Below are 13,475 nucleotides of genomic sequence, written 5' to 3'. Positions count from 1 at the left end.
AAGTTAGTCGCCAGCGAGGGTCTCGGCGACCTGTTCGGCAAGCCGGTCTCTGACTGCGTGGCTGTCGCCGGCGTCGAACTGGACCTCGATGACCTGTGTCCCATCGCTTCGGACTGACTCGCCGAATCGCTCGCGGAACTCCCGGCGGTCGGCAACCCGCTCGAACTCAAGCGAATACAGCGCCTCCGTGGGTTCGAAATCGAGGCCGTGTGGCGTCCGGAACTGGGACTCGAAGGTGGGGTGGTCTTCGATTGGGAGCATGTGGAAGATGCCGCCCCCGTCGTTGTTTATCAGGACGACCGTCGCGTCCACGCCACAGCGCCCGAGCGCGAGCAGGCCGTTCATGTCGTGATAGTACGCCAGATCGCCGGTGACGAGCACGAGCGGGTCTGTGGTCGCGCTGCCGGCCCCGAGCGCCGTCGAGGTGATGCCGTCGATACCGCTAGCACCGCGGTTGCCCAGCACGGTCAGGTCGGCGTCGCGGGGCCGCCCGAAGCGGTCCATGTCCCGTATCGGCATGCTGTTTGAGACGAACAGCGTGGCCGGGTCAGGGGCCAGTGCCGCCACGTCTGCGAGGACGCCCCCCTCCCAGTAGGTTTCGGCGGCAGCATCGTTGACGGCGTCCCAGTGGACCCGCTCAGCCCTGGCGAACTGTTCGCGCCACGACTCCGACACGCCATCCAACGGCTCCGCCGCGAGCGCGTCCGCGGTGGCGTCGGGATCAGCGACGAGCAGGTCTGTCGCCGTGAATTCGGCCTCCGACCAGCCGCCGGCCGGGTCGACGAGGAACTGCTGGCAGTCGGCGTCCCGGAGGTAGTGACGCAGCGGCTTCGAGGTCGGCGACGCGCCGAAGCGAACGACCACGTCGGGGTCGTCCCACTCACTGACGCCGCTGCTTCCGAGATAGCCGTCGTAGCCGCCACAGACCGGCAGGTCGAGGCGGTCGACGTGGGGGCCAAAGCGCAGGTCAGACAGCGGGTCCGCGAGGACGGGAAAGCCCGTTGCTGATGCCAGCCGTTCAAGCGATTCTGCGCTGAGCCCTTGATCGGCGGGACCAGCGACTACGAGGCCCCGTTCGGCGGTCCGGAGCGACTTTCGAACCCGACGAACCGTCTGCTCGTCCGGTGTGGCGACGCCCTCGCTCGTCGAGACGAACGGGCCGTCACGGCCGGTTTCGGCCGCCTTGTCACCGCCCGCCCAGTCGGCCGGAACGCCCGCCGGGTCGTCCTCAGGCATCGGTGTCGGTTCCAGCGGTTTCCGGAACCGACAGTTCAGGTGGACCGGCCCGGGGTCGCTGCCGGTGCTTTCGGCGAGCGCGCGGGCCGCAGTGGTCCGAAGCATCCGCACCTTCCGTGGCTCGGCCTCGGGTTCGGGCATGTCCTGATACCACCGGACAGCGTCGCCGTAGAGTTTCTCCTGGTCGACGGTCTGGTTGGCCCCGCTGTCGATGAGTTCGGGCGGGCGATCCGCCGTCAGTAAGAGCAGCGGGACGCCCGACTGGTTCGCCTCGATGACCGCCGGGTGGTAGTTCGCCGCAGCGGTTCCCGATGTGCAGACCAGCGGCGTCGGTTCGCCGGTTCGTCGAGCGCGTCCCAGCGCGAAGAAGGCCGCCGACCGCTCGTCGAGGTGGGAAAACACTTCGATATCGGGATGCTCGGCGAACGCCACCGTCAGCGGCGTCGAGCGGCTGCCGGGCGAGAGACACGCCGCGTCGACGCCGCCAGCGACGAGTTCGCCCACGAGCGTCTCCGCCCACAGCGTGTTGACGTTCGGAGCCGTCATTCCAGTTCGTCCAGCATCGGCCGGTACTTGAGCTGGACCTCGTCCCACTCGCGGTCGGGGTCGCTGTCCGCGACGATGCCCGCGCCCGCGAACAGGGTCGCCTCCCGTTCCGTGGCGACGGCCGAGCGGATGCCGACGGCGAAGGTCCCGTTGCCGGCGGCGTCGACCCAGCCGATAGGGGCGGCGTACCAGCCGCGGTCGAACGCCTCGGTCTCGCGAATCGTCCGCAACGCGGCGTCCGGCGGCAGGCCGCCGACGGCCGGCGTCGGGTGGAGCGCCTCCACGAGCGAGAGGACGTGCTCGTCGGTCCCGAGTTCGGCCGTGATCGAGGTCCGGAGGTGCTGGACGGTGGCGAGCCGACGGACGGTCCGGTCGCCGATGCGGACCGTCGAGGCGAACGGCTCCAGCTGGTCGCGTATCGCGTCGGCGACGAGCTTCTGCTCGTGGCGGTCCTTCTCGCTGTCGAGGAGTTCGGCGGCGAGCCACTCGTCCTCGGCGGGCGTGTCGCCCCGGCCCGTCGAGCCGGCTAGCGCCTCTGTCCGGACGGTTCGGCCGCGGACCGAGACCAGCCGCTCCGGCGTGGCTCCGAAGAAGGTGCCGCCGGCCTCGGGCGACAGCATGAACCGGTAGCAGTCCGGGTACGTCTGGGACAAGCGGGCCATCACGTCCGGGACTGACAGGTCGGTCTCCAGCGCGACCCTGAGGCTCTGTGCGAGGACGACCTTCTGGAGGTCGCCGCAGTCGACGCTGGAGAGGGCGGCCGACACCTGCTCGCGCCAGCCCGCCTGTGTTGGCGTGCGCTCCCGGTGTGAGATTCCGGGCGGGGTGCCCGGCCCGGGTTCGATGTCTGTGGCTAGCCTGTCGCGCCACTTCCCCAGTAGCGCCTCGGCTTCTGTCGCAGCCTCGGGGCCTGTCGCGACCGCCGTGAGCCAGGCGTCGTCGTCCCTCCTTGTCACCTGTATCTCGGGGAGAAAAAACGCCGCGCTGGGGAACCCATCCCAGGGAGAGTCCTCCCCTTCGTGTGTTCCGTTGTGGAAAGCGAACCCACCGAACGCTCGCGGGCGAGCGATGCTCGGAAGGCTGTCGGGAACTGAGCAGTCATCGAACAGCGCTTCGAGCGCTGTCCGCACATCGTCGAACCGCGACTGCCCGTCGGCAGTCACGGTTGCCGCGCTCCCGCGGGCTGCGATTGATTCTGTACCGGCCGCCCAGAAGAACCGGGGGCGAGCGTCTGTCTCCAGTACCGCTCGCACCGGTGCATCGTCGAGGCGACACCCGCGTGCGACGACCGTTGTCTCACCAACCGTCGTCCCGTCACCACGCAGTGGTTCCATCAGCCATGCCTTAGGATTGCGCACCTTTGAGCCTAACTATACGCTCGATTCCGTACACAATCGGACCGCCACTTGGAGCCGCCGATTTCTCGCCGTTCTGACCTGCCACGCGACGTGACAGGACCTGGATTCCGATTCGCGGAAATTAATATCTGAGTTTACGAACTTCCTCTCTCAGTTCTACAATTGTAATTCTGCAATCTCCGAACATACCCCCGTCAAGTTTAAATAGGGCATAGTCGAAGCCCCCTATGTTGCGATGCCTAAGGTAGAGATCAATATCCCGGAACACCTGGAGATGCAGATCGCGCAGCTCGTCGAAAAAGGCGAGTTCCTCAACCGCGAGGAAGCCATCGAGGACCTCCTGTCGACCGGGCTCAAGGCGTACAAAACCTCCGGACCACAGGACGAAGACGAGGAGCCAGGGTTCGAAGAAGACGGCATGATGGGCCACGACGACGAGTACGTCTTCTGAAAATACAGGCGTGAGCGTCTGGTATCCCTTCTCAAGCAATTCTTATAGACGTGCCACCGTATACTGTAGCCATGCACAAAGACGAGCTTCTCGAACTACACGAGCAGATGGTGACGATTATGGAGTACTTCCGCGACGACATGGACTCGGTCGATCCGGATCTGTTCGACGCCTACCAGGAACTCGACGTGCGGCCATCGGACGTCCACAAGTCGAAAAGCGAGCACAAACACGCCGTGTTCGTACTCGGTAACTCGCTGGCGACGGCGATGAGCGAAGACGAATTCTCTGACGCGGGCCGTGTCAGCAAGCGGATGAAGGAACTGGCCGAGGACGCCGAGCGGAAACTGTAAGCAGGCCGGCCCTGCGTCGGGTTCTCTCGTCTTTACTTCGATCTGTCTCTCCCGTTGGCTACGACCGCTTCCCGTTGAGTTCTGTGAACAGCTCCGGATCTGTCTTGAACTTCAGGACATTGTGAACGACCGAGTTCCGGACGTTCTGAATCACGTCGCCGTGTTCCTTATAGAAGTCGTGTATCCACCGCGATTCGGCCGTTCGGCTCGGGAACATCATCACTGACTTCCACTGATATTCACCGTCGGAGAGGAAATAAAACAGCGTGTGCCGGTCGTCCCGGATGGACACCATCGCGTCGTGCCAGGAGTCAGCGAAGTGTTCGGGATTGAACTTGAACTCGAACAGTGCGAAATTGAACAGTTCCTCGTTCGGGACGATGGTCTCCCGGAAAACGTCCGCATCGCGCATTCCTCGTATCGATTCGCTGACCGTTACGTGAGACACGTCGATGTCGTACTCGGACTCCAGCAGGTCCGCAAGCTCGCGGGACGACCGCTGGGGATCCGCCGAGAGCTCTCGCAGAATGTACATATCCCGCTCGCTGAACTCCCAGTCCGGTGGGTCGTCGGTCATGTCGGGGCTCCCGTCCCAGCGGAGGGACAGACTCGCTCAGTCACGGTACTGATGGCCGGTCGAATCTGTGTTGGAAAACTCGTAGACATTATCTGTCTGCTAACTACCGATTGTTGACTCAGTGGTTGCGTCGTTTACAGTGATCAACTTACTGGCCCTTGAACTCCGGGTCGCGTTTCTCGACGAACGCGGTCGTCCCCTCCTCGTGATCGGCAGTCGTGAAAGCGACACCCTGCGCGGTGGCTTCGTTTTCGAGTGCCTGTTCCAGCGAACTGTCCAGGCTTCGGTTGACCAGCCGCTTGGCATGGCCGAGTGCGACTGTCGGTCCGGCGGCGATGTCCGCGACAAGCGCAGACAACTCCGATTCGAACGTCTCTGCATCGAACACTCGGGTAAACAGCCCCAGCTCCGCAGCCGCCTCAGCGTCCAGCAGTTCGCCGGTAAACAGGAGTTCCTTGGCCTTGTTCGGGCCGACGATTCGCGGAAGGAAATAAGAGACGCCGGAGTCACACGCCAGTCCAACCTGGCGGAAGCCAAAGCCGATCTGGCCGGCAGTGCTTGCGACCTGCATATCACAGGCCAGCGCGAGTCCTGCGCCGGCACCGAAGGCGGGGCCATCGATTTTCGCGACGACCGGGAGCGGACAGCTATGGACGGTCCGAATCGCTTCGTGGAGCGACGAAACCACCAGTTCGACCTGTGTGGCCGGCGGTCGCTCGTGTTTCACGCCCTGTAACATCGCATTGATGTCTCCGCCAGCGCAAAACGCCGGTCCCGCACCCTCCAGGACGACACACCGGGCGTCGCTGTCGGTCACCGCTTCAAACTGCGCGGTGAGTGCGTCGGCCAACTCTGCCGACAGCGCGTTTCGCGACTCCGGTTGGTTCAGCGTCACTGTGGCGATCCCGTCGTCAACAGACAGCGTCACGGTCGCGTCTTCCATACGTTGGCCCTTGACCGGCGGCAAGATAACAGTGGTGTCCGTCAGCGCCTGTCAGACCAACATCGTTGGGCAGTACCTTTTGACCGGGCTGGTCCGTGTACTACATATGCGCCTGCACTGGCATCGCCGTGATCTCCGCGCGACGGACAACGCCGGCCTCGCCGCGGCGACACCGTCCGACCCGGTTGTCCCGGTGTTCGTTTTCGACAGGGCTGTTCTCGACCACGCCGGCCCGCCCCGGGTCGCGTTCATGCTGGACGCGCTCGACAGTTTGCGCGAGTGGTACCGCGACCGCGGGAGTGACCTGATTGTAGCTGAGGGCGACCCCACGTCCGTACTACCGGAACTGGCGGGCGAGTACGACGCGGAGACAGTCACCTGGGGCAAGGATTACTCCGGGCTCGCCCGCGAACGCGACGCCGCCGTTCGGCAGGCGCTCGACGACGTGGACGTGGCCCGCCAGGCCGTCCAGAACGCTGTGTTGCACGAACCGGGCGAGATTACGACGAACGACGGCGACCCCTACAGCGTCTTCACCTACTTTGGCCGGAAGTGGCACGACCGCGAGAAAGAAGCCCCCTACGACTCGCCGTCAACCGACGAGCTGGCCGATGTCGACGGCGATGCGCTCCCGTCACTGGCCGACCTCGGGTTCGAGGAGCCAGAAGCGGACGTGCCCGCGGCGGGAACCGACGAAGCGCGCGCCCTGCTCGATGACTTCCTCGACGAGAACGTCTACGAGTACGAAGAGCGTCGGGATTTCCCGGCTGACGAATGCACGTCCCGACTCTCGGCCCATCTGAAGTTCGGAACCATCGGTATTCGGGAGGTCTACGACCGTACACAGGACGCCAAGGAGGGGACCGGCGGCGACCGCCGCGAGTCCGTCCGCGAGTTCCAGTCCCAACTGGCCTGGCGGGAGTTCTACACGCAAGTGCTGTTTGCCCATCCCCACGTCGTCAGTTCGAACTACAAGTCCTACGAGAATCCAATCGAGTGGGAGAACGACGAAGAGCTGTTGCAGGCCTGGAAAGACGGCGAGACAGGGTATCCAATCGTCGACGCCGGAATGCGACAGCTCCGAGCGGAGGCGTACATGCACAACCGGGTCCGAATGATCGTCGCCTCCTTCCTCACGAAGGACCTGCTCATCGACTGGCGGCACGGCTACGAGTGGTTCCGGGAGAAACTGGTCGACCACGACACGGCCAACGACAACGGCGGCTGGCAGTGGGCGGCCTCCACGGGGACCGACGCGCAGCCCTATTTCCGTATCTTCAATCCGATGACACAGGGCGAAGACTACGACCCGGACGCCGAGTACATCAAGGAGTACGTCCCGGAGCTACGGGACGCTGCGCCAGAAGTTATCCACGACTGGAACGACTGCTCGCTCACACAGCGGCGCAACGCTGCGCCGGAGTACCCGGACCCCGTTGTCGACCACAGTGAGCGACGCGAGCAAGCCCTCACGATGTTCGAGCAGGCCAGAGGAGACGACTAGAGCGCCTTCGTTCCGCTTCACTGAATTCTCCTGGGTGTTTACACGCGTAACGCAGTCGCTGTGTAGCGTCAATCTCCCGGGCCGTCATGGCTCCGTCCCGCTGTCCATGCAGGGTGATAACGAATGGCTCCTAAACGTTTAACAGGCAGCCGCGCGACACATATTGATGGAGGCGTTTTCATATGTCCGAACATTCAAATCCCGAACTGCCACCGCTCCCGTACGACTACGACGCACTGGAGCCACACATCTCCGAGCAGGTGCTCACCTGGCACCACGATACCCACCATCAGGGGTACGTAAACGGCCTCGAATCGGCCGAGGAGACGCTCGCCGAGAACCGCGAGTCCGGTGACTTCGGTTCGAGCGCGGCTGCGATGGGCAACGTCACCCACAACGGCTGTGGTCACTATCTCCACACGCTGTTCTGGGAGAACATGGACCCCAACGGCGGCGGTGAGCCGGAGGGCGCCCTCCGCGACCGCATCGAGGAGGACTTCGGTTCCTACGAAGGCTGGAAAGGCGAGTTCGAAGCCGCCGCATCTGCCGCCGGTGGCTGGGCGCTGCTCGTGTACGACCCCGTTGCCAAGCAACTGCGCAACGTGCCGGTCGACAAGCACGATCAGGGCGCGCTCTGGGGCTCCCATCCCATCCTCGCGCTCGACGTCTGGGAGCACTCCTATTACTACGACTACGGTCCCGCCCGCGGTGACTTCATCGACGCCTTCTTCGAGGTTGTCGACTGGGACAAGGCTGCTGAAGAGTACGAGAAGTCGGTCAGTCACTTCGAGTAAGGGACGACCCTCGACGTTTTTTGTGGCGGTGCCGGTCCTCTGAGTGCTATCTGGGCTGCCAGCGAGTCGTTCGGCGTTAATATCTAACTACGACAACAAAAAATATCGATGCGCTCGTAGCAGACTACGGAACAGCAGGGTTACGGGAGGATATAGTTTTATAAGATGTGCATCACTGGTAAGTGGTATGTCTCGCGATACCAATCGGCGAGCGTTCCTGAAGCGCACCGGGGCGATAAGCACTGTCGGTCTGCTTGGCGGATTAGCAGGCTGTTCGACTGAACAGACCGGCGGAGACGGCGGGGACGGCGGAGACGGCGGAGACGGGGGCGATGGGGGTATGACCGGAACCGGGACCGAGTCCGGTGGCGACAGCGGTCCGGAGTCGCCGGACGTGCTGATGGTCGTCGGCTACCCCCAGAGCGGTGTCCAACTGTTCAAAGACTTCTATGCCGACTACGGCGACGACGCCGCCGACATCCTCGTCACCGACGGACTGCAGGACGGGGAGCTTCCGAGCAACGTGGGCAACGATATGTCGAACGCCCGTGGTACGGCCCCGTCGGCGGCCGGGCCGGGCGTCGACACGTTCACGGACCTGTTCACCTCCGAGTTCGACTACGACGAGGCCGGCGTGTTCACGTCACAGGCCTACGACGCGACGGCGGTTCAGATCCTCGCGAACGTGTTGGCTGGCGAAAACGACGGGCAAGCCGTCCGGAATCATATGCGTGTCGTCGCCAACCCCGGGGGTGACACGTACGGTCCCTCTGAACTGCCAGCAGCCGTCGAAGCGGCCGCCGCGGGCGAGAACATCCAGTACGAGGGGGCGTCGAGTGCGGTCAACTTCGACGAGAACGGGGACATGGCCTCCGCGCAGTATCAGGTCTTTGGCTTTCAGGACGGCGGTGGCATCGAATCCCTCAGCACCGTCGATTTCAACGCTGGCAGCGACATCCCACAGCCAGAACCGAACGGCTCCGGGAGCGACTCCGGACGGACGATCCGGTTCGGTGTGCTGATGCCCGAAACGGGCGACCTCGGGCCGCTCGGCAGGCCGATCCGCGATGGGGCGCTGCTCCCGGCCCTGCAACTCGAAGGCGAGGTCGACTTCGAGTTTGACTATCAGGTCGGTGACACGCAGACACAAGCACAGGCAGGCATCGACGCGGCCAACTCACTGGTCAGCGCAGGGTATCCGTCGATCACCGGGGCGGCCAGCTCCGAGACGTCGATACAGGTCGCCAGAAACGTGCTCATCGACAGCGGCGTTGTCGGCTGTTCGCCGGCGTCCACCTCGCCGACGATTACCGACCTCGAAGACAACGATTACATGTTCCGTACCCCGCCCAGCGACGCCCTGCAGGGACAGGTCCTTGCGCAAGTCGGCGTGGGCGAACTCGGTGCCGAGACCGCATCGACGCTGTACGTGAACAACAGCTACGGCCAGGCGCTGCAGGAAGCGTTCGCCGGCGCGTTCGAAGCGGAGGGCGGGACCATCGTCAATCAGGTCGGCTTCGAGCAACAGCAGTCCTCCTACACGTCTGAGATCAACAGCGCGATGAACCAGTAACGGGCCCGCAGCGTCTTTTAACCTATCCGCCGAGGAAGTCCTGGCGAACCTGCTCGTCGTTGAGGAGCACCGTCCCGTCGTCCTCGTAGCGGTTCTGCCCCTGTACGAGCACGTAGCCCCGATCACACCGCCGGAGTGCCTCCTTTGCGTTTTGCTCGACCATCAGAATGGCCGTCCCGTCGTCGTTGATGCGGTCGATGCGGTCGAACATATCGTCGACGAGGTCGGGAGCGAGCCCGGCAGACGGCTCGTCGAGCAACAGCAGGTCGGGATCGAGCATCAGCGCCCGCCCCATGGCGAGCATCTGCTGTTGGCCGCCCGACAGCGTCCCGGCCGACTGGTCGGACCGCTCGCGGAGAATCGGGAACCGCTCGTACACGTCCTCGATGCGGTCCTCCGGGACCTCGTCGAGGATGTACGCGCCCATTTCGAGGTTCTCGCGGACGCTCAGCGAGCCGAACACGTTGCCGGTCTGGGGCACGTAGCTGATGCCCTCGTAGATGATCTCGTCGGGGTTTCGCTCACTGATGTCGGTGCCGTCGAAGATTACCTCCCCGCCCATGTACGTCGTCAGGCCGAAGACGGACTTCATCACCGTCGACTTGCCGGCCCCGTTCGGGCCGACGATGACGACGTACTCGCCGTCGGCAACGTCCATGTGAACGTCGCTGAGAACCTGCAGGTCGCCGTAGCCCGCATCGAGATCCCGGATGGCGAGAAGTCGCTCGGTCGGGCTGGGGAGCGTGACAGTCTCGGACTCCGTTGCACGCTGGCTCATACGTCACCCCCCAGATACGCCTCCAGTACCCGCTCGTCGGACTTGATGGTCTCGGCGTCCCCTTCGGCGAGGACGCTCCCCTGGTGCATGACGATGATGTGTTCGCAGTTGTTCATGATGACATCCATGTCGTGTTCGACGAGCAGGAAGGTCAGCCCCTGCTCTTGGCGGAGTTCGTGGATCCGCTCCAGCAACTTCTCTTCGAGCGTCGGATTGACGCCGGCGAGCGGTTCGTCCAGCAGAATCATCTCGGGGTCGGTCATCAGGACCCGCGCCATCTCAAGCAGCTTCCGCTGGCCGCCCGACAGATTACCGGCGTTCTCGTGGGCGAGGTGATCGATCTCGAAGAACTCCAGCGTCTCCCACGCGCGGTCGCGCACGGCAGTCTCGTCCGCGATCACGTCGTCGCGAAGTCCCGGCGTCACCGACCGGACGACCGACTCACCGACCTGCCCGCCTGGCGCGAGCATTACGTTCTCTATGACGGTCATGTCGGACAGTTCGCGGGCGATCTGGAACGTCCGGACCAGCCCGCGGTTTGCGAGCGTGTACGGCGCGAGCCCGGTGATATTCTGGCCGTCGAAGGTAACCCGGCCGCCAGTCGGCTCGTGAATGCCCGTGATGCAGTTGAACGTCGTCGACTTGCCGGCCCCGTTCGGACCGATGAGGCCAGTGAGCGACCCCTCTGCGACGGAGAACGTCGCCCCGTCGACCGCGACGACGCCGCCGAACTCCTTGCGGAGGCCGTCGACTTCCAGCAGCGGCGACTCGATCGCGTCGCTCGTGACGGCGGCCTCCTGTCGCGGTGCAGCGTCAGGTTCACTCATCTGCCTCACCTCCCGACCCGGACTGTGGTCGGTCCAGGCTCACGCTCGTCGCGGGTTCGTTCCGGTGGCCCAGCAGTCCCTCCGGCTGGTTCTGGATGATGTATATCAGGACGACGCCGATGAGAACGAACCGGAGCGTACTGACGTTGCTAATGGTGTATGCGAGGAGGGGAAGCGGATCTAGCGATCCGAGTCCTGCGACGGCGTCGATGATGCTGCCGGGTGCGCGAGTGCCGCCGAGAGAGACGTTCTCGCCCAGCCGGGCGGGCAGGTAGAACAGCAGCCCGGAGAACGTCGCTGCGCCGATGATACTCCCGGTGTTGGAGCCGGAGCCGCCGATGATGAGCGCCGCGAACACGTAGAACGTAATCGTCGGTCTGAACTGCTGTGGGCTGACGTAACCCGCCTGTCCGCGGAACAGGACGCCGGCCAGCCCCATCAGCGCACAGCCGATCATGAACGTCTTGATCTTGAACAGGCGAGTGTCCTTGCCCAATGACTGGGTCACGGTCTCGTCCTCGCGGATCGCTTTCAGCACGCGGCCGAACGGCGAATTGGTGATTCGAGCGAGCACCCAGTAGCTCGCGGCCACGACCAGCAAGAGGAGTATTCCGTACGTGAGGTTCGCCAGGTTCGGCCCGGAGATGCCGACGCCCTCCGCAGCGGTAACGATGGGCTGCCCGACGCCGTTAACGAGCGTCGACGCCACCTCGTTCGCGGACTTAAACGAGATCCCGGTCGCGCCGCCGGTTCCGAACGGCACACCGAACAGCGAGACCTCGGCGAGGCCGTTCCAGTTGACGATAAGCCGGATGATTTCGGAGAACGCAACTGTCACGATGGCGAGGTAGTCTGCTTTCAGTCGGAGCGCCGGCAGCGCCGCGAGACCGCCGACGATAGCGGCCATCACCATGCCGCCGATGAGGCCGACCCACAGCGGGAGGCCGAGGCCGGGGACCGCCCCGGCGGCCGGGTCAGTTGGTGCGGTGAGAACCGCCGTCGTGTACGCGCCGACAGCCATGAATCCCGCGATGCCGATATTGAACAGGCCGGTGTACCCCCACTGGAGATTCAGCGCCAGCGCGAGGATGGCGTAGCCACCGATAAGGACGGTCACGCTGCCGACGAAGCCGGCGGCGAGGTTCGTCCAGTTCGCACCGCCGACAGCGATTGCCAGCACGAGCATGACGGCCCAGATAGCGCCGATGAAGCCGACTACAAGCCCCACGTCCGGGAGCGTGTCCAGACGGTCTCGAACAGTATCAACAGTGCTCATGCTGTCGACACCCCCCCGAAGATGCCGGACGGGCGCAACAGCAAGACGACGATGAGCACCAGAAACGCGGAAGCCCGGGTCAGCCCGGATGGTAACCAGATCAGGGCCAGACTGTCGACCAGTCCGATGAGGACGCCGCCAGCCATCGCCCCGTATATCGAGCCGATACCGCCGACGATAACGGCGGCGAAGATGAGCAGGAGCAGGATCCAGCCGAAGTTGAAAGCGATGGTGCCGCTTTCCAGAACAAGGAGGTAGCCGCCGATGCCTGCCAGGCCGCCGCCGAGAATCCAGGTGAGCCGGATCACGCGTTCAGTCGGAATCCCGGTCACGCGTGCGAGATCCTCGTTGTCAGCCATCGCCCGCATTGCTTTGCCCAGTTTCGTCCGCTGTAGCAGCAGGTGGACGCCGAGCATCAGCAGGACCGATACCACCAACAGAGTGATTTCGTTGTCGGTCACCGAAATCATCGAGAAAACGGTCACCCGAAGCCCGCCACTCGCGACCCCACTGGTCTGCGTGCCGAAGACGAACGCGATAAGATAGCGTAGCGCGAGCGCAACGCCGATTGACGCAATCAACAACGAGATGTTGTCCGTGTCACGCATGGGGCGATAGGTGAGACGGTCGATAAGTAACACGATACCGATGGACCCGACGCCAGCGATGATGAGTCCCAGAAGCACCGGACCGAACGTCGAAACGGTGCTCAACTGCCGCCCCGAATTGAGCATGAACAGTTCTGAAATCGGGGCTCCGGTCCCGAGGCCAGCGGTGATATACGCGGCGACCCACCCCAGGAACGCCCCGACAGTCACCGTGTCCCCGTGTGCGAAGTTGGCGAAGTCGAGGATGCTGTATGTCATCGACAGGCCGATTCCGGCGAGTCCGACCGCCAGTCCGACGAGCAGCCCGTCCACCACCATCGAGAGCAGCGAGCCCACAGTGAGGGAGCCACCCAGCAACTTGGTTCCGAGGAAGAACACGGTTGTCCCAGCGAGCTTTGCAACTAAATCCAGCAAGAGGAAGCCACTTACAGCGGCTACCACTGCTGCGCCCGGCCGATCGCCCACCACGACGCGGCCGTCTCTTGCGAACTCAGCAATTCCCATAGGTTACCGTTCGTTGGACCCTCCTCTCTAAATAACCCACCGGAAATTTATGCGAAATACCGCTGTAGAAGCCAAGACACCGGTGTCAAAACAGGAATCGCCCCCTCCCATGGTCACGTGTTAGAAGAGAGACAATCGATACCACGG

Annotated in this window: 13 protein-coding genes; 5 read left to right on the top strand and 8 right to left on the bottom strand. The window is 63.8% G+C overall.

Annotated features, from left to right (window positions below; genetic code table 11):
- Positions 1–3: 3 nt before the first annotated feature.
- Both menD and AMS69_RS11145 read right to left on the bottom strand, forming a co-directional pair.
- Positions 4–1,782, bottom strand: coding sequence for a 2-succinyl-5-enolpyruvyl-6-hydroxy-3-cyclohexene-1-carboxylic-acid synthase (gene menD, locus AMS69_RS11150; protein WP_053968147.1), 1,779 nt, complete (start codon positions 1,780–1,782; stop codon positions 4–6).
- Entirely contained in the window at positions 1,779–3,116 is a 1,338-nt protein-coding gene (locus tag AMS69_RS11145) for an isochorismate synthase (RefSeq protein ID WP_053968146.1), read from the bottom strand. Before AMS69_RS11145 ends, menD begins: the two co-directional genes overlap by 4 nt.
- Before the next feature lie 259 nt (positions 3,117–3,375).
- Between AMS69_RS11145 and AMS69_RS11140 the strand changes: the two genes are divergently transcribed.
- Positions 3,376–3,591, top strand: a complete 216-nt coding sequence (locus AMS69_RS11140) for a ribbon-helix-helix domain-containing protein (RefSeq protein WP_004517946.1) — start codon at positions 3,376–3,378, stop codon at positions 3,589–3,591.
- Positions 3,592–3,662: 71 nt separating this feature from the next.
- Positions 3,663–3,944, top strand: a complete 282-nt coding sequence (locus AMS69_RS11135; RefSeq protein ID WP_004517945.1) for a UPF0058 family protein — start codon at positions 3,663–3,665, stop codon at positions 3,942–3,944.
- Positions 3,945–4,002: 58 nt separating this feature from the next.
- Here the strand turns inward: AMS69_RS11135 and AMS69_RS11130 are convergent, their stop codons facing one another.
- Both AMS69_RS11130 and AMS69_RS11125 read right to left on the bottom strand, forming a co-directional pair.
- A complete protein-coding gene (locus tag AMS69_RS11130; protein WP_053968145.1) occupies positions 4,003–4,521 on the bottom strand; it encodes an Lrp/AsnC family transcriptional regulator in 519 nt (172 codons plus the stop codon).
- Between the two features lie 148 nt (positions 4,522–4,669).
- The gene (locus AMS69_RS11125) at positions 4,670–5,464 is read right to left on the bottom strand and encodes an enoyl-CoA hydratase/isomerase family protein (protein WP_053968144.1); all 795 of its coding nucleotides are present in this window, start codon (positions 5,462–5,464) and stop codon (positions 4,670–4,672) included.
- A gap of 106 nt (positions 5,465–5,570) precedes the next feature.
- Here AMS69_RS11125 and AMS69_RS11120 point away from each other — a divergent pair, with 106 nt between their 5' ends.
- From AMS69_RS11120 to AMS69_RS11110, 3 genes are all read left to right on the top strand, one after another.
- Positions 5,571–6,968, top strand: a complete 1,398-nt coding sequence (locus AMS69_RS11120) for a cryptochrome/photolyase family protein (RefSeq protein ID WP_053968143.1) — start codon at positions 5,571–5,573, stop codon at positions 6,966–6,968.
- 182 nt (positions 6,969–7,150) lie between these two features.
- Entirely contained in the window at positions 7,151–7,762 is a 612-nt protein-coding gene (gene sod, locus AMS69_RS11115; RefSeq protein WP_053968142.1) for a superoxide dismutase, read from the top strand.
- A gap of 187 nt (positions 7,763–7,949) precedes the next feature.
- Positions 7,950–9,335, top strand: coding sequence for an ABC transporter substrate-binding protein (locus AMS69_RS11110; protein WP_053968141.1), 1,386 nt, complete (start codon positions 7,950–7,952; stop codon positions 9,333–9,335).
- A 22-nt stretch (positions 9,336–9,357) separates the two neighbouring features.
- Here the strand turns inward: AMS69_RS11110 and AMS69_RS11105 are convergent, their stop codons facing one another.
- Genes AMS69_RS11105 through AMS69_RS11090 form a run of 4 tightly spaced genes read right to left on the bottom strand, consistent with a single transcriptional unit; the run spans position 9,358 to position 13,328 of the window.
- Positions 9,358–10,113 (bottom strand): ABC transporter ATP-binding protein, encoded by a 756-nt coding sequence (locus AMS69_RS11105; protein WP_053968140.1) that lies wholly within the window; start codon positions 10,111–10,113, stop codon positions 9,358–9,360.
- Entirely contained in the window at positions 10,110–10,940 is an 831-nt protein-coding gene (locus AMS69_RS11100) for an ABC transporter ATP-binding protein (protein ID WP_053968139.1), read from the bottom strand. The genes AMS69_RS11105 and AMS69_RS11100 overlap by 4 nt, the downstream gene beginning before the upstream one ends.
- Positions 10,933–12,216, bottom strand: a complete 1,284-nt coding sequence (locus tag AMS69_RS11095) for a branched-chain amino acid ABC transporter permease (RefSeq protein ID WP_053968138.1) — start codon at positions 12,214–12,216, stop codon at positions 10,933–10,935. Before AMS69_RS11095 ends, AMS69_RS11100 begins: the two co-directional genes overlap by 8 nt.
- Positions 12,213–13,328 carry a branched-chain amino acid ABC transporter permease gene (locus AMS69_RS11090; RefSeq protein WP_053968137.1) on the bottom strand — a complete coding sequence of 372 codons (1,116 nt, stop codon included), beginning with the start codon at positions 13,326–13,328 and terminating at the stop codon, positions 12,213–12,215. Before AMS69_RS11090 ends, AMS69_RS11095 begins: the two co-directional genes overlap by 4 nt.
- Positions 13,329–13,475 lie beyond the last annotated feature (147 nt).

This window comes from Haloarcula rubripromontorii (assembly GCF_001280425.1).
Taxonomy (GTDB): domain Archaea; phylum Halobacteriota; class Halobacteria; order Halobacteriales; family Haloarculaceae; genus Haloarcula; species Haloarcula rubripromontorii.
This window is presented reverse-complemented; position numbering and strand designations above follow the sequence as displayed.

Bases quoted from the DNA above. Each gene is read 5' to 3' on its own strand.
- AMS69_RS11110 (WP_053968141.1), top strand. From the start codon at position 7,950: ATGTCTCGCGATACCAATCGGCGAGCGTTCCTGAAGCGCACCGGGGCG.
- AMS69_RS11135 (WP_004517945.1), top strand. From the start codon at position 3,663: ATGCACAAAGACGAGCTTCTCGAACTACACGAGCAGATGGTGACGATT.
- AMS69_RS11145 (WP_053968146.1), bottom strand. From the start codon at position 3,116: ATGGAACCACTGCGTGGTGACGGGACGACGGTTGGTGAGACAACGGTC.
- AMS69_RS11105 (WP_053968140.1), bottom strand. From the start codon at position 10,113: ATGAGCCAGCGTGCAACGGAGTCCGAGACTGTCACGCTCCCCAGCCCG.
- AMS69_RS11125 (WP_053968144.1), bottom strand. From the start codon at position 5,464: ATGGAAGACGCGACCGTGACGCTGTCTGTTGACGACGGGATCGCCACA.
- AMS69_RS11090 (WP_053968137.1), bottom strand. From the start codon at position 13,328: ATGGGAATTGCTGAGTTCGCAAGAGACGGCCGCGTCGTGGTGGGCGAT.
- sod (WP_053968142.1), top strand. From the start codon at position 7,151: ATGTCCGAACATTCAAATCCCGAACTGCCACCGCTCCCGTACGACTAC.
- AMS69_RS11120 (WP_053968143.1), top strand. From the start codon at position 5,571: ATGCGCCTGCACTGGCATCGCCGTGATCTCCGCGCGACGGACAACGCC.
- AMS69_RS11100 (WP_053968139.1), bottom strand. From the start codon at position 10,940: ATGAGTGAACCTGACGCTGCACCGCGACAGGAGGCCGCCGTCACGAGC.
- AMS69_RS11140 (WP_004517946.1), top strand. From the start codon at position 3,376: ATGCCTAAGGTAGAGATCAATATCCCGGAACACCTGGAGATGCAGATC.
- AMS69_RS11130 (WP_053968145.1), bottom strand. From the start codon at position 4,521: ATGACCGACGACCCACCGGACTGGGAGTTCAGCGAGCGGGATATGTAC.
- AMS69_RS11095 (WP_053968138.1), bottom strand. From the start codon at position 12,216: ATGAGCACTGTTGATACTGTTCGAGACCGTCTGGACACGCTCCCGGAC.
- menD (WP_053968147.1), bottom strand. From the start codon at position 1,782: ATGACGGCTCCGAACGTCAACACGCTGTGGGCGGAGACGCTCGTGGGC.